The following is a 24,687-nucleotide window of genomic DNA, read 5'->3' as shown; positions in this document are numbered from 1 at the left end:
CAGTTTTTTTATTTACGAAAGTCATTCGATTATTAAATTCCAAAATATATCTTTGTCCCCCAAAGTTATATTTCGTAATACCTATTTAAAACATATGAACGACCAAAAACTATTGGATGCAATCCCTTCGTTGGATTTGGCAGATTTCACTTCAGGCGACGCCGCCCGCAAAGCACAATTCGTAGCAGATTTGGGCGAAGCCTACAATAATATCGGTTTCGTAGCCATTAAAAATCACGGACTTAGCGACGAGTTAGTCGAAAAATTATATGCCGCAGTAAAAGAATTTTTTGCACTTTCGGAAGACGTAAAACGCAAATACGAAGTTCCCGAATTGGCTGGCCAACGCGGATACATCAGCAAAGGCCGCGAAACGGCCAAAGGTTTTAAGGCTGCCGACCTCAAGGAATTTTACCATGTAGGCCAGTTCGTGGAAGATGGCGACCCTATCAAAAACGAATATCCTGACAATATTTTCCCTGCCGAGTTGCCAGCGTTTGCGCAACTTACCGAAGAGGCTTACAAAACCTTGGAAAAGGCTGGTGTTCAGATGCTTCGCGCCATTGCCTTGTATTTGGGCTTAGACGAATTTTATTTTGATTCGCGCGTGAAAAATGGCAACAGTATTTTGCGCCAAATCCATTATTTCCCTATAGAAAACCCTGACGCTATCGACCCGAACGCAGTGAGAGCAGCCGCACACGGCGACATTAACCTCATTACGTTGTTGATGGGGGCAAGTGCCGACGGTTTGCAAGTGTTGCGCCGCGACGGTGTTTGGATTCCGATTACGGCTTTGCCAAACCAGTTGGTTGTAAACGTGGGCGATATGCTCGACCGCCTCACCAACCACAAACTCAAATCCACGATTCACCGCGTAGTAAATCCGCCGCGCGAGCTAATGGGAACGTCTCGTTTCTCGATTCCGTTCTTTATGCACCCACGTTCGGAAATGGATTTGACTTGCTTGGACTCGTGCATTGATGCCGAAAATCCAAAACTTTACGAAGACATGACCGCAGGCGAGTTCCTCGAAGAGCGTTTGCGCGAATTGGGTTTGAAAAAATAAATTGAATTAATTTTCTGAAAAATATTGCCCCAAGCCCACAAGGTAGCTTTTGCCTTGTGGGTTTTTTGGCTCAAATCAAGACACAAAAAACAGATGGTCAGACTTCACAGCAATCTGGTGGAAGCGGTGGTTCAATCGCTTCTCAAAATATTTGCCGAACACCAATACGCCGACAAAGTAGTAGAGCAAACGCTCAAATCCGATAGCCGTTGGGGCGCACGTGACCGCGCTTTTGTGGCCGAAAATATTTACGAAATGGTGCGTTGGTGGCGGTTGCTGTGGGCTGTGTATGGCCAAGCTCCCGACCTGACCGCCGAGCAGTTGCACCAACTTTTTGGGGTGCATTGGTTGCTCAAAGGCCACACTTTGCCCGACAAACCCATTTACCAAAGCCTTAGCCAAACCGACTGGAACGCCCGCCGCGCCGCCATTACGCGCCGTGCGGATTTGGTGTCTATTCCTGATTGGCTCGACGAGTTGGGGCAAGCGGAAATCGGCCAGACGTGGGGGCAAGAAATCGCGGCCATGAACTCGGAAGCTCCTGTGGTGTTGCGTGCCAACAGCCTCAAAATTTCTTTGGAAAAATTAAAACAAGAACTTGAAAATCAAGGGATTTTGACAGAAAAAACAACGCTTGCGCCTGACGCACTGCTACTGACCAAACGCCAAAACATTGCCAATTCGCAAGCGTATCGCGACGGTTTTTTTGAAGTGCAGGATTTGGCTTCGCAGCAAGTAGCACCGTTTTTGCGCCTCAAAGCAGGCATGACCGTGATAGACGCGTGTGCGGGGGCAGGCGGCAAAACATTGCACATCGGGGCTTTGATGCAAAACAAAGGCAAAATCACGGCTTTAGACGTAGAGCCGCGCAAACTCGACGAGTTAAAACGTCGCGCACGCCGTGCGGGGCTGGACAATATCCATACTTTCCCGATAGGTAAAGGCCAGATAATCCAGCAGTTACGCGGCACTGCCGACCGTCTTTTGTTGGACGTGCCGTGTTCGGGCTTGGGCGTGCTGCGCCGCAATCCTGATGCCAAATGGAAACTTTCGCCTGATTTTCTGGACAATATTCGCCGCACGCAACAGCACATTATCCAAGAATACGCCACGATGCTCAAACCCAATGGCATGATGGTTTATGCCACGTGTAGCATTTTGCCTTCCGAAAACGAACGACAAGTTCAGACGTTTTTGGAAAATAATCCGCAGTTTGAACTGTTGGAAAGTCGCCGCCTTTCGCCTGCTTTTGATAGCACAGACGGATTTTTTATGGCCGCTTTGCAGAGAAAGAAGAAATAGTAATGAATTGATTGACTCAAAAGGACAAGAAACCGCCACCAACTTAGTGGGTTGGTGGCAGTTTCTTTCTTCAGTCAAATATCTTCCAATGAAAATAATATAAGTATCTATTGTTTAGCAAGTTGTCGTTGAACAGATTCAACAAAGTCCACTGAAACCCCTGCCAGTGTTGCAATTTTATTTATGTCAAAGTTCGTTTGCTGTAAAAGTCCAGTTACAAACTCTAATGATTTTCTCTGTTCGGCTTCTTTTATTTTTCTACTCTCCGCTTTTACTGATTCTGCATTACGAGCAATCAAAATCTCCAATGAAGCCTTTTCGTCAGGTGTCATTTTACGACTGTCCAACTCGTCAATGGCTATTTTGAGCCACTCTTCATCCCAAAATTTTGGAAATTGTGTCGGTTGAGTAACTGTATGTATCGTTTTCATTGTATAAATCAGTTTTTGTAAATCAGTCTGACAATCAAATTCTTGTAATGTAAATTTATCTAACTCTACCGTAATAAACGTCATTTGGTCATCAAAAATTTCACCTTGTTCGTTTCGCAGGTTTGCGACAGTATGAAATGGAGGATAAGGTAGAATGTCGTTAACTAAGATAGCTACACAATAGATTTTTGTCAGCGTGCCATAGTCGAATTTACCACGCTTTACCATTGCGTTAAACTTGTGCAAAGCATAAAATTTCATGCGTTGTACAAAATAGGGAGCATCGCCATACTGCATTTCAACGATGAAATGATTATTTTTTTCATCCATACAAGATAAATCGAAAATGCCACTTCTGCCGTCTTGTGTGATGCCTTCAAAGGTATTTTTGTCAAACTTGACTTCTTTTATTGGCACATCCGACTTGATAAGAGCCTGCAAAGCCCTACGCAAGAAAAGCGTATTTGCTTCATTGCCAAAAGTGGCTTTGAAACCATAGTCCGAAATTATCGGAATAAATATTTGGTCATCTGTGTATAAGGCTTCCATTAAGCAAAGTTACTCAAAATCAATATGCTTATCAAATACGCCTTGCTCGTAAATGGATTCTTTCTGCGGTTGCCGCTAACGGTTTTGGGATTGCGTTCAAGTAGAAAATCGAAAAAATTCCAAGTTTGCACGTCAGCCGCTATATTACCAAACCGATGTTAGCGGTTCAGCTTTTTATTTATTTTTTGTCAGTTCGTAAATTACTCCTTGTTGTCCTTCAAAATCAAAGTTTTCTTTAAATCTCATACCTATTTTTTCAAGAACTTTGATTGAACCAATATTTTCTTTCATTGCTCGTCCAACTACTTTTTCAATTCCAAGTTCTGTAAAACCAAAGTCAATACATTTTTTTGCAGTTTCAGTAGCAAAACCTTTATTCCAATAGTTTTTCTTAAATCTAAATCCAATATCATATTCGTTTTTATCTTGGCTATATTTTAGTCCGCACCAACCAATAAATTTTGTAGTTGCTTTGTCAATAACAGCAAGTCGTCCAACCCCATATTTTTCATATTGGTCGTAGTTGGTTAAAAAGTCAATTGAAGCCTGTATGTTTTCAAAAGGTTTGTCTCCTGTGTATTTTAATACTTCTTCGTCAAGATTTAAGTTATAGAAATCGGATGCGTCTTCTTTTGTCAGTTTACGCATTATCGTTCTTTCAGTTTCTATATTTTGAATTTCGTTCATTTCTTTCTGTATCGCTTGCTTTTAAGCTTGTCGCCAACGGTTTGCGGCTTGCGGAAGGCGGGTTGATGTGGAGCACGAAACCGCCACTTTTGCCAATACGATGTTATATGCCGTTTTTCTATTGGATGTCATATGCGAATACTTTAATCCATGTAGATATATTGCCTTTAAATTGTTTGTATCCCTCTGAAATGGAGTTGCCTTGTCCAAAACCAAATTCGGTTAACTTTTTATCTAAGGCCTCAATAGAAGGTATATCATGTAACATCATTTCTATTATCATTCTTGAAGCCAAAATTTGAGCATATTCAAAAAACAATTCGAATTTAGCGAAATCTTTACTGTTCATACCTGAATGGACCAATTTTGATCTGTAATTATAAAGTAAATTGGCATTCTTATAAATCTTCTTACCTCTTTCATCAGATTCTGCACATAGGACTGCAAGATTCCTTCTAAATCTGTATGATAGTTGCTCATTGCCAGGAACAATTGTCTCTAGACAAATACATAAACAGATAAAAGACATTTCAGCACTATTTATGTTGAATGAATCCAAATAATATCTTATTGCATTTTTAATATAACTGTGCTTTTTATAGTTATTCTTGTAAAAATTCAAAAAATTATTTGTTTCCTGAATATGTTCTTTTGGGCAAACAAAATAGTGGTCTTGAGGTTTTTTGTATTTATACCAATGATTGTAGGTGCTCCATTCGCTAAAATAAATTCCTTTTCCTTCAGAGTATTGAGCACTTAAAATGTTCTGTATATACAACTCTGAAGGATGAATTACTTTAATTGCTCCTATTGCTTCAAAATAGTCTTCTTCTGTTGGTGGGTTGTTAAAGTCTACAGGCCATAATAAATTCATATATTCCCAATCTCCATGCCTACCTGAACCTCCTAACCCGTCAGAACTTTGAGAAACATTTTTTACATGCTTCCAATTTCTTTCAGACATGTCAGACATAGAACTGGCTCGAATAAACTCTTCTGTGTCCTTGCTTTCTACAAGTCCTCCTCGGATTCCCCAAGGAGTCAAGTCTAGGTGTTTAAAGTCAATGTATGTCCCACCGATAGTTGCGAAATTTATCCACGATTCTTTTGTTTCCATGTAAGTCTTTTATAAAATGGCATATAATATCCGTATAAACAAACCTTATTGCGTTTATTACTCACTAAACGAGTAACCGCAATTTTATCAATCCAAATTGTACTTGCAAGTGTTTTTGTGTTTTATTTTAAAATAGTTGTATGAAATTGCAAAAAGGCTGTTTTGCAGAAGAAAAAGGCTTAATTCGGAACAGAATGTCTATATTGCTTACCAAATATTAGAACGTATGAACACATCGGCTTTAATCATGGCTTTGGCCACACAACTCACCATCACGGGACTGACGGCGTATTTCTTTTGGCGCGTACTGACGGCCAAGCCAAAACCCGAACCAGATTCGTATTCGGAAAACGACAACGAATTGAGATAAATCATTTATTTTCAATAAAATAGCGTATGGCACTGTTTGGATTGTTTGGTTATACAGACGAACAAATTTTGTCGGGGTTGGCTGCACAAGACAACGCTGTGGTACGCTATGTTTATAAAAAATACTTTGGCTACGTGGCCAATATGGTTCGCAAAAATTCGGGGACGGAGCAAGACGCGCAAGACGTGTTTCAGGAAGGTATTATTTTGTTGATAAAATCGGCGCAAAATCCTGATTTTAAGTTAGTTGATACCGCCGTAAAAACCTATCTTTACAGGGTTTGCCAAAATATGTGGCTCAAGCGTTTGCAGCGCACCGACCGCCAAAAGTCGCGCGAGTCCGTGTACGCGTATTGGCTCGAAACTGACGAGACGCAAGAGACCGACCCGCAACAACGCGAAATGTTGGAAGGTGTGATGGAACAAATCCCCGACTTGCTCGCGGGACTTGGTTCGCCTTGCCAAAACATTCTGTCGGATTATTATTTTGCCCAAAAATCCATGAACGACATTGCGCAGGCCTACGGTTACAAAGATGCCAGCAGCGCGAAAAATCAGAAATATAAGTGCCTGAACAGGCTCAAAACGAAGGTGGCTCACTTGCTGCCGCAGCTACAAAATACACTAACAAAAGGCGTTTAAGCGATTGGTTATGCAGAATTTAGAACTTACCGAGCAAATAGAAGCATACTTGGAAGGGCAACTTTCTCAGGCCGAACGCCATGCCTTCGAGCTGGAAATGGCGCAAAACGCCGACCTCAAAAATGAAGTGCATTTGCAAGAGCAAGCCGCGCGGTTGGTGCGTGCGGGTGCGGCCATGCAGCTCAAAACGGAGTTGGGGCAGATGCACGAGGCACTTTTTGGACAGGCCGCCATGCAAAAAGCGCGTCAGCAGTTTTGGGCTAAAATCGTGGGTGGAGGTTTGTTGTTGTCGGCGGTAGCAATTTGGTATTTTTGGCCAAAATCAGAACCAAACATTCTCCCAGAGCCACTAAAAAAGCCTGTGCCTGTGGTGGTGCAGCCGCCAAAAACGGAGTTGCCTTTGGTGGCCGAAACGCCGGTAAAAAATACTGAAAATGAAATAGTTACAGAAAATAAAAAGCCTGTAACCATCCCGAATATTCATAAAAAATCAGAAAGAAAAACTGCTAAACGCAAGCCGATGGCGGTGGTGAACGACAATGCGAAATATGCGTTTCATTATCGTTTCCACGAAGGACAACTCACGTTGTTTGGGAAATTTGACCAACAGCAAGCCGATTTCCGTTACGACCGACAAGGTCAGCAATATTTGGCGCATGGGCATGAGTTTTATAAACTCTCGGAAACGGGCGGCAAAGTGCTGCCACTCAAACCCGTAACCGACGCGAGCATTTTGGCGCAACTGCTGCCACAACAAAACACCGAAACACAGCACATCGACAAAGGATTTTTGGGTACCACCTCACAATTGGGCGAAGGCTTGGAAGAGCGTTTTGTAAACAAAAACACTGCAAATAATGCGTTGAAATTGGCCAGTGGAGTAGTGGAAGTTACGCCGCAAACATTGCTGAACACGCACAACCCGAACTACGATTTTCATTATCAGTTTGATGATACGTTCCTGACGCTTTACGGAGCTTTTGGCGGGGTAAATAAGAAGGTTGTGCGCAATGCCGAAGACCAGTATTTTTTGATTCTAACAGATAGAAATGAAATTTACGAACTGGAGAAAACCGATAGCGTGCGGCCATTGCGCAAGCTCAAGAAAAAGTATTGGAAAAAAGTGGTGCTTGTGCCCGAAGAAGAAGAGTTGTGATGAGATAAAATAAAAAAAATCCCCTTACGAATGTAAAGGGATTTTTTTTATTAATAAACGGTCAGAGACGTGTCTATTTGTTGCGCGTAAGCTGTAATGCCTCCCGCCAAGCTATACACATTGTCAAAGCCTTGTGCCATGAGCCAACGGACAATGTTACCGCTGCGTCCGCCACTTTTACAATGGATAATTACTTGTTTGTTGCGGGCAATTTCGGCGAGACGGTCGGGCACTTCTGCCAGCGGAATGAGCACCGCGTAACTAATGTTGGCGATGTCGTGTTCCAATGGTTCTCTTACGTCAATTAGCTGAAAATCTGCGCCATTTTGGTGTAGTTCGTGCAATTGCACAACGCTTATTTCTTTCATTTTTATAGAAAATTAAATCAATGATTCGCCAGTCATTTCGGCAGGCTTGCCCACTTGCAACAAACTCAAAATAGTAGGGGCTATATCGCCCAACTTTCCGTCTTTGATGGTGTGGTGTTTGCCCAATTCAAAATCAGAATCCACCAAAATACAAGGCACAAGATTAGTAGTGTGTGCTGTGTTTGGCGTGCCGTCTTCGTTTATCATGCAATCCGAATTGCCGTGATCGGCGATAACAATGGTGCTGTATCCGTGTGCTAAAGCCGTCGTGATTACTTGCTGTGCGCAAGCGTCCACCGTTTCGCAGGCTTTGACGGCAGCTTCAAATACGCCCGTGTGCCCAACCATGTCGGGGTTGGCAAAATTCAAACAAACAAAATCGGCTTGCTCTTTTTCCAATTCGGGTACGATGGCGTTGGTAATGTCCCACGCGCTCATTTCGGGTTGCAAATCGTAAGTAGCCACCTTCGGCGACGGGCAAAGCAAACGGCTTTCGCCTTCGAAAGGCACTTCGCGACCGCCATTAAAGAAGAATGTTACGTGCGGATATTTTTCGGTTTCAGCAATACGAATTTGTTTCTTGCCTGCGCCTTCTAACACTTCGCCCAACGTATTGTTAAGGTTGTCTTTGTCATAAACTACTTTCACATGACGGAACGTGTCGTCGTAGTTGGTAAGCGTAACGTAATACAGCGGCAAAGGACGCATTTCTTGCTCAGGGAAAGCCTCTTGCGTGAGTGCCATCGTGATTTCGCGGCCTCTGTCGGTGCGGAAATTGAAGCAAATTACTACGTCGTTGGCCTCGATGTGATGCGCACCTTCCACAAAAATAGGTTTCACAAACTCATCTGTTACGCCTGCGTCATAGCTTTTTTGTAGGGCTTCAATGGCGTTTTTGGTGTGCTCGCCTTTGCCGTGAATAAGCAAATCGTACGCGAGTTTTACACGTTCCCAACGTTTATCTCTGTCCATGGCGTAGTAACGACCAACCACCGACGCAATTTTGCCTGTTGTTTTATTGATATGTTCCTGTAATTCTGTGAGATAAGCTACGCCGCCTTTGGGGTCAGTGTCGCGGCCATCGGTGAACGCATGCACATATACCTCTTTGAGATGTTGTGCCGCCGCCGCCGAAAGCAAACCTTTCAGGTGATTGATGTGCGAGTGAACGCCGCCATCAGACACCAAACCAATGAGGTGTACGCGTTTGTCGTTGGCTTTGGCGTACAAAAATGCGTCTTGCAATACTTGTTCTTTAGCCAAAGAACCATCTTCTACCGCCAAATTGATTTTTACTAAATCTTGGTACACGATGCGGCCTGCGCCTAAGTTCATGTGTCCCACTTCCGAATTTCCCATCTGGCCATCTGGCAGACCTACGGCTAACCCGCTGGCTTGCAGTTTGCTATGGCTATATTTTTTGTACAAAGAATCAATAAAAGGTGTTTTGGCGGCATCTATGGCCGAAACTTTCGGGTTGGTGGCAATGCCCCAGCCGTCCAAAATCATTAAAATAGCTTTTTTCATTGTATATAAAAGAAAAACAAAAATGGCTGTTGTAAGGGACTTCCCTCAAGGGCGAAGGTACAAATATTTTTGGAAGCAATAGCCTAAAAAATACACAATTGGGAAGGCATTCGATTGCACGTATAAACATGAAAATACATGCGTTTTACGTAAATAATCCTTATTTGTGTATTGTTATTACATGAATTATTTTTATCTAATATGAATTATTTGAACTCCCGAACATAAAATATTAACTTGTTTGCCATTAGGGTATAATTTCTACTGTTATAAACTCAATGCTATGCGTAAGACCACTTTGATTTTGATGATATTGTTGCTCGTACAGACAGTGTATGGGGCAGAAAACTACATAAAAGGCGTGATTTGGCTCAAAGTAAAATCCGAATATCGAGGCGCAGAAACAGACAAAAACTCCGCTTTGTTTGTAAGCCTGAGCGGGTTAAAAGTCAAATCGTTTGGGCGGAAATTTCCTAAACACGAGCCGCCCCGCGAAAAACTGTCGGCAGACGGGCAGCCGCTCGCAGACCTTTCGCTAATGTTTGAATTGGTGTTGGAAGAGGGCGCAGACGAAAACGAGGCAATTACCAAACTTTTGCGTACGCAACAACTTGAATACGCCGAACGCAAGCGGTATTATAGCCCGTTGTATATGCCCAACGACCCAGCGGCTCAAACGTCAGGGGATTTATATACGATTTTAAATCTTATTAAAGCCTATCAGGCTTGGGACGTACATCAGGGCGATTCTACGGTAAGTGTGGCTGTGCTGGATACTGGAGTGGAGTGGGCCATTCCCGAATTAGGAAAAAATATTAAATATAATTTGGCTGACCCTATCAATGGAATAGATGACGATGGAAATGGCTATGCCGATGATTATAGGGGTTGGGACATGGCCAATAATGACAACGACCCTACACCTACCAATCCGCACGGAACGAATGTATCGGGTATTTCATCTGCCAGAGGTAATAACGGCATTGGAGTAGTAGGTACGGGGCTTAGGTGCAAACTGTTGCCGATTAAAGTATATGCCAACGATAATACGGGTTCGTTTGGTGGCTTTGAAGGAATTGTTTATGCGGCAGATATGGGCTGTAAAGCCATTAATATGTCGTGGGGAAATCCATATGTTCCGTTGCTCTCCGAACAAGAAATTATCAATTACGCAACCTTAAATAAAAATGTAGTAGTGGTGGCAGCGGGAGGAAACACGCCCGCCGAACTTGATTTTTATCCTGCTTCGTATCGAAATATTTTGTCGGTGGTGCACACAGACGTGGCCGACCAACGTAATTATTATGCCACTTATAGCCGATACATAGACATGACGGCTCCAGGCGCGAGTGTGTACGGAGTTACGGCGGGTGGAGCTTTTGGAAATATTGGTGGCGGTTCGTCGTTTGCAGCTCCTATGGTGGCGGGAGCGGCGGCTTTGGTATATTCCGCGTATCCGAGCCTTACTGCCCAACAAGTAACTGAACTGTTGCGCGTTAATTCGGATAATATTGACCAAATTCCTGCCAATGTGCCGTATGCGGGCAAAATGGGAACAGGGCGACTCAATATGCAAAAGGCGATGAATAAAACATTTAATACAGCCGTAAGAGTTACCAATCAAAAATTGACGGGAAAAAATGGAGCAGTTATTCTTAGCCCTGACACGGCCAAATTGGTGCTTACTTTTACTAATTATTTAAGCCCTGTCGCTAATCTCAATGTATCTATTAGCACAGAATCTTCTTATATATCGCTATTGAATAATAGCTGTACCGTCAATTCATTAGCTACACTCGCCAGCTACTCGAACACGGCTACTCCTTTCAAATTTTTGGTCGTAAATGATACGCTCACAAACTTAGATGTGTGGTTTACGGTTAAATTTCAGGGGGCTAATTACAGCGATTATCAACATGTTAAAGTAACCATAAATAATGGATATGCGAATCTTGACCTCAACCAAATTGCTACAAGCGTTGGCGCAAATGGCCGATTGGGATATGTTGATGATAATTCCCAAAAAGGAAAAGGAATGAAGTGGGGCAATTTTAATTTTATTTATGAATCGGGCTTGGTGCTGGGCTACTCACAAACAAGGGTTTCTGATTGTTTGCGCGGGGTGCTCTCCGAACAAGAAAAGGATTTTGTACCCCTCAAACCCGTACGATATGATATTAATACTTCCAGTAAACAACAAGTTTCGGCGGTGATGGCCGATTCTGCGGCGGTATTGCCACTTCGTATTCGTATCAAACAAACTGCCTACGAATACAAGCAAGCTCCTCAGGATAAGAACTTTGTTGTAGAATATGAGTTGCAGAACCTTTCGGGGCAAACCTATGATAGTTTGCACGTTGGCGTATTTACGGATTTTGATATTATGATTCCGACGCATAACCGTACAGAGTGGAACAGTGAGTTGAATTTGGGGTATAGCTATGCGTTGGCGGCGAACACGCCTTACGTGGGCGTGCAATTGCTCTCGCCACAAGAGCCTTCTTTTTATGCCATCGACAATGCCAATGCGGTAGATAGCAATAATATTTATATGGTAGATGGATTCTCTGACCAAGAAAAATACATTACACTTTCGCGCGGCGTGTATCGCCAGCACGCAGGTTTTTTGAAACCGACTGGCTCTGATGTGCTGCAAGTTAATGGCGCAAAACTTCGTAACTTTTTGCCAAACGAAAAACGAAAAGTAGCGTTTTCTTTTGTGGTTGGAAATAATTATAATGATTTGAAAAGTAGTGCGTTACAAATAAAAGCCAATTTTAAAATACGCAATATGAGTCCTGTGCCGTCGGTGGCTAATATGGCAGTTTGTCAGCCGTATAATGTAACGGTGCTGCCCACGAATGGTTCTAAATTTCGATTTTATTCGGATGCTTCACTCAATACGCTTATACACGAAGGCTCGTTTTATAACATCGCATTTACGGGAGATAGCACCAAGCTGTACATTACTTGCGCCGATTCGTTGTTTGAGAGCTATGCGCAGCCGATTACCGTGCGCTGGGACAAAGCCAACGGCCAAATTGGAACAAACCCGTCCACACTAAATTTGGCTTTTCATACTACGGCTACTTTCACAGACCTAACCGCACAAACTAATTCGCGTACTTGGGATTTGGGGACGGGTTTTGCGCAAACTCAAACGCAAGTAACGCGCACTTTCACCCAAACGGGGACTTACCCAATTCGTTTGGCTGTCCAAAATACAACGGGTTGTATAGATACGGTAACGCTGAATTATCAAGTAATTAACGACATTACAGCGACCGATTCACCTTTTGAAAATTCTCTTAAAATTTATCCAAATCCCAATACGGGCATTTTTACATTGGTGCTTCCGCCCAATGTGATGCCGTTCCGCTGGACAATTTACGATTTGCAGGGCAAAGAACTGGCTGTTGGGGCAACCAAACAGGAGCAAGAACAAATTATATTGCCTGCTTTGCCTGATGGCTGTTATTATATGCGGGTTTGGGGAGACAAAACCCAAAAAACACTGCCGCTTTACATTCAACACTAAACTAAAACGCAAATATTTTTTTGGTTAAAATCAAATTGGTAAGTTGCTGAAAAATAGATTTTTAGTGGACAATAACATTTGAAATATGCTTTCTTTTGGGGCGAATTTTGTACAAAATCTTTCGTTATTAGTTGAAGGTTTTGTTTTTTTGAGCCAATTTTAGAGGTTTAAAAAAGTAAAATTAGCTTCTTAGAGAAAGCATATTTTTATTGGATAAAAGTATTACGAGAAAAAGTATTGTTATGCAATTGTGGGACAAATTTGTGGCTTACCGAAAAAGTAAGCGTGAAAAATATAAGCAGATGTCTAAACCTCAACGTAACGCAAGACGTTTGTGGAAAGCAGCAATATTTTTAATGATTGGAGTAGTGGGCTATATCAAGGCTGTCGAACATAATTTTTTGTGGTTGTTTGGAGGCTCGCCGAGCATGGAGAGTTTGCAACGCCCCAAATTTGACATTCCTTCAGAAGTTTATACCGCCGACGGCAAGTTGGTAGGCAAATATTTCAAAGAAAACCGCACACCTGTCGAATACAACAAAATTTCTCCATTTGTCGTAAAAGCATTGTTAGCTACCGAAGATATTCGTTTCTACGAACATACGGGCATAGACCCCGAAGCTTTAGTTTCTGTGCTGTATTCGGCTCTCAGAGGCGACAATCGCGGAGGAAGTACCATTACGCAACAGTTAGCCAAAAACTTGTATAAAATTCGTACGGAAGCCTCGCAAGGTATGCTGGCCAATATCAAAGGTTTGAGTACAATTATTGCCAAAACAAAAGAGTGGATTACGTCCGTAAAGCTCGAAAATACCTACACGAAAGAAGAAGTAATGACCATGTACCTTAATACGGTGGACTTCGGAAGTAATTCGTTTGGGATAAAAGCTGCCGCCAAAACTTTTTTCAATACATCGCCCGACAGCTTGCGCGTGGAAGAAGCCGCCATGCTCGTGGGTATGCTCAAAGCCACCACTTCTTACAACCCACGCAAAAACTATGAAAATGCCATGCGCCGCCGCAATACCGTATTGGGGCAAATGCTCAAATACAATTTTGTAAGCCAGAAAAGTTATGATTCGCTGACCAAATTGCCGATTACGCTCAAAATCACGGAGTCTGGCCACTTTGACGGTCCTCTTGACTATTATGGCAACTATCTGACGGGTGTTTTGAAAACTTGGGGCGAAGGTAATAACGCGGATATTTATACCGATGGCCTCAAAATTTACTTAACAGTGGATTCGCGTATGCAACAGCACGCTCAAGAAGCCATTGCCGAACACATGAAGGACTTGCAAAAGAAGTTTGACCGCCATTGGAAAGGCCGCAACCCGTGGGTAAGTCCGAAAGGTAATTCTTGGGAAGAAATCCCGCACTTTATAGAAGACCAAATGGCCAAAACGCCGTATTACAAAATGTTGGTCAAACGCTATGATAACAATTTAGATTCGGTCAATGCTGTACTGAATCGCCCGCATAAAATGGTGGTATTCAATTGGTCTAAGCCCGAAGGCGATACCGTAGAAATGAGTGCTATGGATTCTTTGCGCTATTACAAACGGATTTTGCACGCAGGTCTGATGACCATCGACCCATTCACGGGACATATTAAAGCGTGGCAAGGTGGCATTGACTACCATTTTTTCAAATATGACCACGTGAAGCAATCGCGCCGCCAACCTGGTTCTACTTTTAAACCATTTGTGTATGCTGCTGCCATTGACCAAGGCCAGTCGCCTTGTTTTAAGATTCAGGACGTAAGACGTTCGTATCAATACCGCGAAAAGAGCCACAAAACAGGCGCAGATACAACCATAGACTGGTCGCCACAAAACGCAGCGCGTAGTAATTCGGGAGGAATGATGACCTTGCGCTATGCGATGGGGCGTTCGATTAACTCTATTGCCGTACAACTGACCGAAATGTTAGGGGCTAAATTCCCAACAGATTTGAACCATGACACCATTACGAAGGAGCTACATAAATTAGAATATTTAGAGCCATTCCCTGAGATTTTGTACGGTGCGTCAGTGGTGCGCCATTATGCCCAAAAGCTAGGTATTAGTAGCCCATTGCGTATTACGCCTTCTATTGGCTTGGGCTCTAATGACGTAACTTTGTACGAAATGGTAGGGGCTTACGCTTCGTTTGTGAACAATGGCATGTGGACGCGCCCAATGATGGTGAGCCGCATCGAAGACCGCAACGGTAACGTAATCAAGCAGTTTAACGCCTATACCAAGCAAGCAGTTTCGCCCGAAACGGCCTTTTTGATGGTGTATATGCTCAAAGGTACTTTGCAAGAACCGGGCGGCACTGCACAAGGTTTGTGGGGCTATCACATCACGCGCGGCAACGAGTTGGCAGGCAAAACGGGTACTTCTTCCAATCAGTCTGATGGTTGGTTTATGGGTGTAACGCACAATTTGGTTACGGGCGTGTGGGTAGGAGCGGACGAGCGCAGTATTCACTTCCGTGAGTTGCGCCAAGGCGAAGGCTCAAAAACAGCTTTGCCGATTTATGGGCTTTTCATGGAAAGAATTTATGAAGATAAATCGTTGGGTATCAAGCCAGGCTTTTTCCCGACAGAGAAAAAAGCAGGCATTGTAATCAGACAGAAATATAAATGCCCGACACCATATCCTAAAAAAGTAGTGGATACGACAAGCACGGATTCTGCGACTACTCCTGCGGTTACCACCGAAATCGCAGTACCCTAAAAGATGTCGCAAGTATCAAAAGAAAACGGCAATCTCTCGTGAGAAAGATTGCCGTTTTTGGTTAGCGAAGGGACTCACTAACGCGGTAAAATTATTTTGCTTCAGTAGCTTTTTCGGCTGGCTTAGCTTCAGTAGCTTTAGCTTCGCCTTCTTTTTTAGCGTGGCAAGCTTTTGATTTTTCACCAGAGCAAGCTTTAGCTTCTTTAGAAGCACAACAAGCTTTTTTAGTTTCTTTTTTCTTGTCGTCACCGCCAAGTGCATAAGCAGAAGCTACAGTAGCAACCAAAGCAAGCATTAAAACAACTTTTTTCATGGTTCTCAGAAATTTTAGATATTGAAAATTAGTTTGTAGTGGCCACCAACATTCTGATGTCCGCCTCAAATATAACGGATTTTAGTATGAAATAGTGCCCGCGTAGTAGTTTTATTCCAAAATCGTGCCATAAAACAAAATTCAGAAGCAATTCAAATAGGAGAGAAGTGGTCTGTATGATTTTTTTATTTGTATGCTATAAAACAACGACATGAGTCCATTATAATGGACTCATGTCGTTGTTTTATAGCTTTATATTGATTGTAATAGATTGAGCGGATTAGTTGGCCTCTGTAGATTCAGCAGGCTTTTGCTCTCCATCTTTTGGTTTTTCACCATCTTTTTTGCTTGGACGTTTGCTGTCTTTCGGTTTCTCGCCATTTTTAGGGGCTTTACCGTCTTTTGGTTTCTCTCCGTCTTTGGGGGCTTTGCCATCTTTCGGTTTTTCGCCATCTTTTTTAGCGTGTTCTTTTTTCGGACGGTCTTCTTGTTTTTTTTCGTCGTTTTGTGCGTAAGCGATAGAAGAAGAGCAAGCCACAGCAAGGGCAAGCATTAAAACAAATTTTTTCATTGTTTCTTTAAATTTTAAGGTTGAAAATTGCTTTATTAAAAATATCATACGCAGTAAACTATCTCTAGAACGTGTCTTGTATGCTGAAAGTATTTTGGTAGGTTTGTTTTTTTCAAAATAAGTCGTGGCTCAAATACTTTCTACAAAAATTTTTTCTCAAAAAATCGCGATTTAATGAGATTAGTCATTTCAGGCCAAACAATTTATTTGGAAAATTTGTGAAGCAAACACACAAATATATTTTATATAAATTCCTTATCTTTCCCAACCCGACAAGGAGGTTTGCATTTGAGAGAGCGTGTCTCTTTTTTGTCTTGGGATATGGTAGCGTTGGCGTGTAATGTAGTTTGTGTGTGGCATAGATTTCAACTTATAGCACTAAATTACAACGTACAGTAAATAATTTTTATCTTACCAAACAACAATATAAATGTCAGATAAACGTAAAATTACGGTGGCCTATGGTGATGGCATTGGCCCCGAAATCATGGAGGCAACTCTTAGAATCTTAGAAGCGGCAGGCGCACGTATTGAAACAGAAGTAATCGAAATTGGTGAAAAAGTTTATAAAAGTGGTGTTTCCTCTGGTATCAGACCTGAAGCTTGGGATTCACTCCGCACCAACAAAGTGTTTTTGAAAGCTCCGATTACAACGCCACAAGGCGGCGGTTATAAAAGTTTGAACGTTACGGCTCGCAAAGCACTTGGTCTTTATGCCAACGTTCGCCCAGTACAGACCCTTACGCCTTACGTTGCTTCTAAGCACCACATGGACTTGGTAATTGTCCGCGAAAACGAAGAAGACCTTTACGCTGGTATCGAACACCAACAAACACCAGATGTAGTACAATGTCTTAAATTGATTAGCCGCCCAGGCTGCGAACGCATCGTACGCTACGCTTTTGAATACGCTCGCGCTTATGGCCGCAAAAAAGTAACTTGCTTCTCCAAAGACAATATTATGAAAATGACCGATGGTCTTTTCCATAGAGTGTTCAACGAAATTGGCGAAGAATATCCAGAAATCGAAAAAGACCACCGCATTATTGATATTGGCTCGGCTCTTTTGGCAGATACTCCCGAAAAATTTGACGTAATCGTAACGCTTAACCTATACGGCGACATTATTTCTGACATTGCAGCGCAAGTGGCTGGCTCTGTTGGTTTGTGTGGCTCATCAAACATCGGCGATCAATGCGCTATGTTTGAAGCGATTCACGGTTCTGCGCCAGACATCGCGGGTAAAGGCATCGCTAACCCTTCGGGCTTGCTTAACGGCGCGATTATGATGCTTGTGCATATCAATCAGCCAGACGTTGCCGAAAAAATTCAAAATGCGTGGCTTAAAACCCTTGAAGACGGTATCCATACAGGCGACGTTTACACAGAAGGTTTTAGCAAAGAAAAAGTGGGTTGTGCTGCTTTCGCCGATGCAGTTATCGCACGCTTAGGCCAACGCCCAACTACCCTTAAAGCTGCTGATTACTCGGCTTCTGTGGAGGCGGAACACGCTTTTAAACTTACACCTCCGAAAGAAGTGGATGCGAAAAAAGAATTGATGGGTGTGGACGTGTTCTTGGACTATAAAGGTTCTCCTAACGATTTGGGTAACGCTTTATCTAAATTGAATGGCGACGGCATTACGCTTACGCTTGTGAGCAACAGAGGTGTGAAGGTATGGCCTGACGGCTTGCCAGAAACATTCTGTACTCGCCACTGGCGCGCACGCTACAAAGCAGAAGTAAATCCTGGTGTTGCACCTGTGAAACATTCTGAAATTGTGGCTTTGCTCGACAGAATCCAAAAAGCTGGTTTCGATTTTATCAAAACGGAAAACTTGTATATGTTCGATGGCGTAAAAGGCTATTCACTCGGACAAGGTGAGTAATTGAGAATTTGTTTTTAGTGAAAATAAAACAGGCGAGGCGAAAAACTTAAAAAATTTTTCGCCTCGCCTGTTTTATCGAAATAAACTTTATTTTTTTGAGAAAAAAAACTTTTAAAGCCTTTGTGATATTGTCCTGAAAATTAAATCCGTTAGGATTGTAATCTTTGTGGGTAAAGGCGATATCAGCTATTTCCAACGCCTGTGGGCGTGGCATCTTTATAAATTTTAGAAAAGAGTAGATAACTACCAATGTCGGCGGCATCTACTCTCTCAATACAATAATTATTTTACGGCGTAAATATGGCCATCATTTGAGCCAAAGAACACCACGCCATTAGATACCATTGGCGAAGACCAAACTTGTCCGCCTACTTTTACGCGGCCTTTTTCTTGGCCAGAAGTTGCGTCCAGTGCATACACAAACGACGGCTCATCAGCTAAGTTATAAGCATTGCCTTCCCCGAAATAAATCACACCTTCGCTGTAAACCATCGAAGAGAATACATTTTTCTCGGTTTTGAACATCCATTTCTCTTTGCCTGATGCCGCATCAATGGCTACCACTTTGCTGGCATCTGCTGAGCCTACGATTACCAAGTCGTGGTTGATGATAGGCGTGGAAACAATCCAAGATTCTGGGCTGCTGTAAATCCAAACGAATTTGCCTGTTTCGGCTTCGAGGGCATAAACGTTGTGGTCGCGGCTACCGAAATATACGTTACCGCCATGGAATGCCGCCGACGATTGGATTTCGCCTTTGGTCTTGAATTTCCATTTTTCTTTACCTGTTTTGGCATCTACGGCGTAGAATGTGCCATCAAACCCACCAAAGAAAATGGCGTTGTTGTGCAATTTTGGAGACGAACGCACTACGCTACCTGTTTTGAATTTCCATTTTTCCTTGCCTGTGGTGGCCTCAAATGCGTACAAATGGCCATCGCCACTGCCCACATATACTAAGCCGTCGTGTACGAGCGGTGAAGAATGATAAAAGTCCCAATAGTCATAATAATGCAAATGGCCTTTTTCGCCGATACGCGATTTCCATTTTTGTTTTCCCGCTTTGTCGAGGGCATACAAATACCCGTCGTTGCTTTCTACGAAAACAACGCCATTTAAAACAGCTGGTTTAGAGTAAATCGCGCCAGCTGTGCGGAATTTGAACACTTCGCGGCCTGCTGTATCCACAGCATACAAAGTGCTATCCAAGCCGCCGACATATACCACTCCTTCAGCCACCAATGGCGAAGCGTGAATAGCGGCTTTGGTTTTGTATTTCCACAAAACTCTACTAAGGTTGGAAGGTGGTGTAGCCATGGCCGTGCCTGCCAATACTACCGAGCAAGCCAACGACAACAAGGACTTATAGGTCTTTTTCATAAGTATTTATATATGGTTTGGTAATTTTGCTGTAATTATATAAAAAATACCAAACCTATACTATGATACAGCCCATTTTTTTATGAAAGCTAAATCATTTTTATCAAAAACAATACTCACAAAAAATAACATTCTTTACAATCGTAACTTTCCTAAATACAAAAGCCGCATTACCCAACGGCAACGCGGCTTTTGTGGTGGCTTCTGGTGTAGTCCATATTTTATTGCTAATACGTCTTTATTTTTAATATTGCCTTACCAGCGTTGGTCGTATCGCCGAACTGAATCGCACCAAATACCATGAGTACCTGTACAAGTGCTTTGGTTGTATCGGTTCCCGAAACCGAAACAACCTCCAAAACAAACGAGCCATTTCCCGAGGATAGAAGTGTCTGATGTTTGTCTTGCGATGGTTTTAACTTGCGGAGATAATTGGTCGAAACGTTATTAAACTGCTTAGCGGTGAGTTTGCTTAAGTTGAAGTATGTGGCTGTATTGTTATTAAATCGTGAATCAAGCGAAACAAAATACGGGAATCCATAACCATCAGTATCAAAGCATAAATTTACTTTATTCTCAACGAAACTGGTCGAATCGGCTGCTTTATAAGCAATCCCGTTCTTAATAGACAAAAAATTCCCTGTTTGGGGTGCTTTTTTACCCAAAGTGATGTCGTAACTAATCCTTCCTAAAGTATCAGCAGGATTGAGTGTTGGTTCGGGAGTAGCATCATCACCGCAGGAGGTGGCAGCCAAGCCCATCGTACAGAAAAGGGCGTACAGTAATGTTTTTTTCATTGTTTTATATTAGGATTAAACATTGCAATTATAATAAAAAAAGCCGCGCTACCCAACGGCAACGCGGCTTTTTTATATGTCATAACTGAAATTTAATTCAGATTATTTTACAGTCTTAACATCAACAGTAACAGAACCTGTAGTGTTAGAACTTGTTGTAGTCAAGTTAGATACATAAAGCAATGCTTTTGTAGTAGTACCACCTACACTAGAAACTACTTCATATACTTTACCTTGTGCTACTGACTGAGTTTTAGAAGCAGATGAAGTAATGCCTTTGATATAAGCAGCAGCTGTATCAAATTGAGCTTTAGTCAAAGTACTTTCACGGAAATAAGTAGTAGCTGTGTTAGTTACAACTTTAGTCAAGCCTTTTCCTGCTCTTGAATCAAGAGAAATAAAAGTAGGAGTAAAGTCTCCGCCGATTTGTGCAAAGCTAACATCTACTTTGTTTGCAGTGAAGTTTGCCGAATCGCTTGTCAAATATACTTCTCCTTTTGATGTAGAAAGGAATGAGCCTGCTGTTGCTGTTTGTGCACCTACGATTTTAGCTGTGTAAAGGTTGGTAGCTACTTTTGGTGTAGTTTCATCGTCATCGCCGCAGCTTGTAAGAGTTGTTGCAGAAGCGAAAAGAGCGAAGGCATAAATTGCGAACTTTTTCATTGTTTTTTTAACGTTTTTAGTGTGAAAGAAAAATTTTCTAAATGCTTGGCAAAGATATGAAAACTATTGAATAAGCAAGTTTTTTTTGCTTTATTGGTAATATAACTCATGTACCAGTACAAATGTTGTGTAATGTTTTATTCTTTCCTTTGTACACTGCAACTTCTACATAATAAATTGTATGATTTTCAATGCGTTGTGTTTGGTTGAAAGATAAAATATTTTTGCTTAACAATACATTGTTTCTATGTATTGCAGGCGTATTTTTGGGTCGCTACACGTAATTTTAATATTGAATTTTATTGGTTTTCTCTGTCCATTGCCTGAACACATCCATAGCAAATTCCCTGCCAATTTGTGCAAACGGAATGCGGCGGCCACTCATCGGCACATTGAGTTCTTCATAAATCATGTTGTCATCAAAACCAATGTCGGCGGCGTCTTCGCGCGTGTTGGCGTAATATACTTTGTCGGGTCTGGCCCAATAAATCGCGCCCAAACACATGGGGCAAGGTTCGCAGGACGTATAAAGTACACAGCCGTCGAGCTGAAAGGTGTTGAGGTTACGGCATGCGTCCCGAATCGCCTCTACTTCAGCGTGTGCGGTGGGGTCGTTGCTGGAGGTTACGCGGTTGTTGCCACGCCCCACGATTTGGCCATCTTTTACCACCACTGCCCCAAACGGGCCGCCTTCGCCTGCCAACATTCCCTTCAGGGATTGGGCGACGGCTTCATTCATAAATGCTAAGTCTTTTTTCATTCTAAATTATTGATAATTAGAAGTTTATTTCAATAAAATTAAACCTTAGAGATGAGGTTTGGTCATTTGCCCAACCGATGTTTCAGATGTCACGCCTAACAGCGTTCCAAACGCATCGTATCGGGCTTGCTGCTACCAATATTTCAATCCTAAAGGATTTTTTATAGCTCAAAATCTTTTTGCCTCGTTAGTGTTGCTAATATTCCGATACTGGCGGTTTTGCGCAACTCAAAGCCTTTAGCCTTTTTGTTACGTTAATTTTTGCCAATATTTCAATCCTAACGGATTTTTATAGCTCAAAATCTTTTTGCCTCGTTAGTGTTGCTAATATTCCGATACTGGCGGTTTTGCGCAACTCAAAGCCTTTAGCCTTTTTGTTACGTTAATTTTTGCCAATATTTCAATCCTAACGGATTTTTATAGCTCAAAATCTTTTTGCCTCGTTAGTGTTGCTAATATTCCGATACTGGCGGTTTTGCGCAACTCAAAGCCTTTAGCCTTTTTGTTACGTTAATTTTTGCCAATATTCCAATCCTAATGGATTTTTTATAGCTCAAAAATATTTCCGCCGTTAATTTTTGCCAAAATTTCAATACTGGCAGTTTTGTGCAACTCAAAGCCTTTAGGCTTGTCATCTTTGTAGAATGTTATTTTAGCATCAAGAAGAACGCCGTAGGCGTGATATCTCTTTTTCACTAACATAATGCCTCTTTCAGATTCAATTTATTACAAAACTATAATCCTTTTATTTCTTTTACAAAAGTCTTGATAGCCTCGGCAGATGCGCCATGTTTTTGCAAAAGTTTGATAAACGCACTCCCAATAATCGCGCCGTTGGCATGGCGGCTGGCTGTCGCGAAAGTTTCGTGATTAGAAATCCCGAAACCAATCAAACGCGGGTTGCGCAACTGCATGACCTCAATACGTTCAAAATAATGTTCTTGTTCGTGGCTAATGCCTGTTTTTGTGCCTGTTACGCTCGCCGACGAAACCATATAGACGAACGAATCAGACAATTGGTCGATGAGCTGAATACGCTGCTCGGAGGTTTGGGGCGTAATCAAAAACACATTGCAAAGGCCGTATTTTTCAAAAATAGCCTTGTATTCTTCTTCGTACACCTGCAACGGCAAATCGGGCAAAATGAGTCCGTCCACCCCGACGGCTTGGCATTGCGCACAAAATTTTTCTATCCCAAATTGCAATACAGGATTGATATAACCCATCAGCAACACGGGCAGCGTCACAGTTTGGCGCATGGCGGCCAATTGCTCAAAAAGCAAGGCTACACTCATGCCGTTGTCTAAAGCCGTGCCGTTGCTTTGCTGAATGGTTTCGCCGTCTGCTACGGGGTCAGAATAAGGCATTCCTATTTCCACGATGTCTGCGCCTGCCGCTTCCAGTGCTTCCAAAATGGGCAGTGTGTCAGTGAGTTGTGGGAACCCAGCCGTAAAATATACGGAAAGGAGATTGTTTTTTTTATCGGAAAAAAGCGATTTTAATCGTGTCGTTGTGAGCATGGCAAAGGGTTAGTCTTGATTGGGTAAATGAGCCGAATAAGTCGCCAAATCTTTGTCGCCGCGCCCCGAAAGATTCACGACAACGGTTTGGTTGGCTGTCGCGCCGAGCATCGGCAAAGCGGCCAGCGCGTGCGCCGATTCTAACGCTGGAATAATGCCTTCGAGTTTGCAAAGCTCAAAGCCTGCGGCCAAGGCCTGCGCATCGGTTGCCGACAAAAACGTTCCGCGCCCAGAGGCGAACAAATGCGCGTGCATGGGGCCAATGCCGGGGTAGTCGAGGCCTGCCGAAATAGAATAAGGCTCAATTACTTGTCCGTCAGCTGTTTGCATCAAAATGGATTTGCTGCCATGCAACACGCCCACTTTGCCCAGTGCCGTGGTAGCGGCAGAATGGCCAGAGCTTACGCCTTGTCCTGCGGCTTCTACGGCCACTAATTTTACGCTGACATCGTCCACGAAATGATAAAACGCACCTGCCGCATTGCTACCGCCGCCCACACAAGCGACTACGTAGTCGGGGAGGGGCGAACCTGTTTTTTCGGAGAGTTGCTGGCGTATTTCGGCAGAAATAACCGACTGAAAACGCGCCACCATGTCGGGGTACGGGTGCGGCCCGACCACCGACCCAATAATATAATGCGTGTCTGTGGGGTTGTTAATCCAATGGCGCATGGCCTCGTTGGTGGCATCTTTGAGCGTGCGGCTGCCCGATGTAGCGGGTACAACTTTCGCGCCTAACATCTTCATTCTGTCCACATTAGGCTTTTGGCGTGCAATATCCAACTCACCCATATACACAATACATTCCATACCCATCAGTGCGCAGACGGTGGCCGTTGCCACGCCGTGTTGTCCTGCGCCTGTTTCGGCTACGATGCGTTGTTTGCCCAGTTTGCGAGCTACCAATATTTGCCCAATCGTGTTGTTTACTTTATGTGCGCCTGTGTGGCAAAGGTCTTCGCGCTTGAGATAAATCTGTGCGCCATATTTTTCGGAAAGACGTTTGGCAAAATACAAAGGCGTAGGCCGGCCCACGTAGTCGGTAAGTAACGCCTCAAATTCGGCTTTAAAACTCGGCTCAGCGATGATGCTCAGGTAGTTTTGGCGCAACTCTTCCACGTTAGGGAAAAGCATTTCGGGAATAAATGCGCCGCCAAACTCGCCGTAATAGCCTCTTTTATCTACCAAATAATCAGATGATGGGTTCATAATACTTGTATGTAAATGACGTAAATAAAAGTTTTAGTATTTCAATTGAAAATATAACAAACAAAGCTCTGTTGAGCCATTAGGTTTTGAAAATATTGGTCAATGTTT

The 24,687-nt window shown here is 42.8% G+C and carries 22 protein-coding genes; 7 read left to right on the top strand and 15 right to left on the bottom strand.

All coding sequences use genetic code 11. The features are described from left to right. The first annotated feature begins 94 nt into the window (after positions 1-94). Both BM090_RS10250 and BM090_RS10245 read left to right on the top strand, forming a co-directional pair. A complete protein-coding gene (locus BM090_RS10250) occupies positions 95-1,069 on the top strand; it encodes an isopenicillin N synthase family dioxygenase (RefSeq protein WP_091511975.1) in 975 nt (324 codons plus the stop codon). 93 nt (positions 1,070-1,162) lie between these two features. Next, the gene (locus BM090_RS10245) at positions 1,163-2,371 is read left to right on the top strand and encodes an RsmB/NOP family class I SAM-dependent RNA methyltransferase (RefSeq protein ID WP_091512114.1); all 1,209 of its coding nucleotides are present in this window, start codon (positions 1,163-1,165) and stop codon (positions 2,369-2,371) included. Between the two features lie 107 nt (positions 2,372-2,478). On the opposite strand, the gene BM090_RS10240 is transcribed toward BM090_RS10245, so the two are convergent. From BM090_RS10240 to BM090_RS18375, 4 genes are all read right to left on the bottom strand, one after another. Next, positions 2,479-3,351, bottom strand: a complete 873-nt coding sequence (locus BM090_RS10240) for an Rpn family recombination-promoting nuclease/putative transposase (RefSeq protein WP_091511969.1) — start codon at positions 3,349-3,351, stop codon at positions 2,479-2,481. Positions 3,352-3,525: 174 nt separating this feature from the next. Then, a complete protein-coding gene (locus BM090_RS10235) occupies positions 3,526-4,038 on the bottom strand; it encodes a GNAT family N-acetyltransferase (protein WP_091511967.1) in 513 nt (170 codons plus the stop codon). Between the two features lie 118 nt (positions 4,039-4,156). Continuing rightward, on the bottom strand, positions 4,157-5,155 hold the full coding sequence (locus BM090_RS10230) for a HEPN domain-containing protein (RefSeq protein ID WP_091511964.1): 999 nt from the start codon (positions 5,153-5,155) through the stop codon (positions 4,157-4,159). Positions 5,156-5,362: 207 nt separating this feature from the next. Further along, a complete protein-coding gene (locus tag BM090_RS18375; RefSeq protein WP_177199904.1) occupies positions 5,363-5,530 on the bottom strand; it encodes a hypothetical protein in 168 nt (55 codons plus the stop codon). Between the two features lie 21 nt (positions 5,531-5,551). Between BM090_RS18375 and BM090_RS10225 the strand changes: the two genes are divergently transcribed. Next, positions 5,552-6,166, top strand: coding sequence for an RNA polymerase sigma factor (locus tag BM090_RS10225; protein WP_091511961.1), 615 nt, complete (start codon positions 5,552-5,554; stop codon positions 6,164-6,166). Positions 6,167-6,176: 10 nt separating this feature from the next. Continuing rightward, entirely contained in the window at positions 6,177-7,322 is a 1,146-nt protein-coding gene (locus BM090_RS10220; protein ID WP_091511958.1) for a hypothetical protein, read from the top strand. Between the two features lie 50 nt (positions 7,323-7,372). Here BM090_RS10220 and BM090_RS10215 read toward each other — a convergent pair whose 3' ends face one another. After that, positions 7,373-7,690 carry a rhodanese-like domain-containing protein gene (locus BM090_RS10215; RefSeq protein WP_091511955.1) on the bottom strand — a complete coding sequence of 106 codons (318 nt, stop codon included), beginning with the start codon at positions 7,688-7,690 and terminating at the stop codon, positions 7,373-7,375. Between the two features lie 12 nt (positions 7,691-7,702). Next, a complete protein-coding gene (gene gpmI / locus BM090_RS10210) occupies positions 7,703-9,217 on the bottom strand; it encodes a 2,3-bisphosphoglycerate-independent phosphoglycerate mutase (RefSeq protein WP_091511951.1) in 1,515 nt (504 codons plus the stop codon). Between the two features lie 283 nt (positions 9,218-9,500). On the opposite strand from gpmI, the gene BM090_RS10205 reads away from it, so the two are divergent. Together BM090_RS10205 and BM090_RS10200 are read left to right on the top strand one after the other, a co-directional pair. Then, positions 9,501-12,755 carry a S8 family serine peptidase gene (locus BM090_RS10205; protein ID WP_091511947.1) on the top strand — a complete coding sequence of 1,085 codons (3,255 nt, stop codon included), beginning with the start codon at positions 9,501-9,503 and terminating at the stop codon, positions 12,753-12,755. Positions 12,756-13,057: 302 nt separating this feature from the next. After that, positions 13,058-15,478 (top strand): penicillin-binding protein 1A, encoded by a 2,421-nt coding sequence (locus tag BM090_RS10200; RefSeq protein WP_221405377.1) that lies wholly within the window; start codon positions 13,058-13,060, stop codon positions 15,476-15,478. A 91-nt stretch (positions 15,479-15,569) separates the two neighbouring features. Here BM090_RS10200 and BM090_RS10195 read toward each other — a convergent pair whose 3' ends face one another. Together BM090_RS10195 and BM090_RS10190 are read right to left on the bottom strand one after the other, a co-directional pair. Further along, complete coding sequence (locus tag BM090_RS10195) at positions 15,570-15,791, bottom strand: hypothetical protein (protein ID WP_091511943.1); 222 nt, start codon at positions 15,789-15,791, stop codon at positions 15,570-15,572. Between the two features lie 280 nt (positions 15,792-16,071). Beyond that, positions 16,072-16,410: a hypothetical protein gene (locus BM090_RS10190; RefSeq protein ID WP_143083942.1), complete on the bottom strand. Its 339-nt coding sequence runs from the start codon at positions 16,408-16,410 to the stop codon at positions 16,072-16,074. A gap of 382 nt (positions 16,411-16,792) precedes the next feature. Between BM090_RS10190 and BM090_RS10185 the strand changes: the two genes are divergently transcribed. Then, a complete protein-coding gene (locus tag BM090_RS10185; RefSeq protein ID WP_091511935.1) occupies positions 16,793-18,250 on the top strand; it encodes an NADP-dependent isocitrate dehydrogenase in 1,458 nt (485 codons plus the stop codon). Between the two features lie 282 nt (positions 18,251-18,532). Here the strand turns inward: BM090_RS10185 and BM090_RS10175 are convergent, their stop codons facing one another. From BM090_RS10175 to trpB, 7 genes are all read right to left on the bottom strand, one after another. Then, positions 18,533-19,630, bottom strand: a complete 1,098-nt coding sequence (locus BM090_RS10175) for a beta-alanine-activating enzyme beta-propeller domain-containing protein (protein WP_091511929.1) — start codon at positions 19,628-19,630, stop codon at positions 18,533-18,535. 227 nt (positions 19,631-19,857) lie between these two features. Then, positions 19,858-20,427, bottom strand: coding sequence for a hypothetical protein (locus BM090_RS10170; protein ID WP_091511925.1), 570 nt, complete (start codon positions 20,425-20,427; stop codon positions 19,858-19,860). Between the two features lie 102 nt (positions 20,428-20,529). Continuing rightward, positions 20,530-21,090 (bottom strand): hypothetical protein, encoded by a 561-nt coding sequence (locus BM090_RS10165; RefSeq protein WP_091511922.1) that lies wholly within the window; start codon positions 21,088-21,090, stop codon positions 20,530-20,532. 286 nt (positions 21,091-21,376) lie between these two features. Further along, complete coding sequence (locus BM090_RS10160) at positions 21,377-21,850, bottom strand: nucleoside deaminase (protein WP_091511918.1); 474 nt, start codon at positions 21,848-21,850, stop codon at positions 21,377-21,379. A gap of 546 nt (positions 21,851-22,396) precedes the next feature. Next, complete coding sequence (locus BM090_RS18370) at positions 22,397-22,546, bottom strand: hypothetical protein (protein ID WP_177199903.1); 150 nt, start codon at positions 22,544-22,546, stop codon at positions 22,397-22,399. A 38-nt stretch (positions 22,547-22,584) separates the two neighbouring features. After that, entirely contained in the window at positions 22,585-23,370 is a 786-nt protein-coding gene (trpA, locus tag BM090_RS10155) for a tryptophan synthase subunit alpha (protein WP_091511912.1), read from the bottom strand. A gap of 9 nt (positions 23,371-23,379) precedes the next feature. Further along, the gene (gene trpB, locus BM090_RS10150; RefSeq protein WP_091511909.1) at positions 23,380-24,579 is read right to left on the bottom strand and encodes a tryptophan synthase subunit beta; all 1,200 of its coding nucleotides are present in this window, start codon (positions 24,577-24,579) and stop codon (positions 23,380-23,382) included. Between the last annotated feature and the right edge of the window lie 108 nt (positions 24,580-24,687).

It is taken from the genome of Flexibacter flexilis DSM 6793, assembly GCF_900112255.1.
GTDB classification, from domain to species: domain Bacteria; phylum Bacteroidota; class Bacteroidia; order Cytophagales; family Flexibacteraceae; genus Flexibacter; species Flexibacter flexilis.
This window is presented reverse-complemented; position numbering and strand designations above follow the sequence as displayed.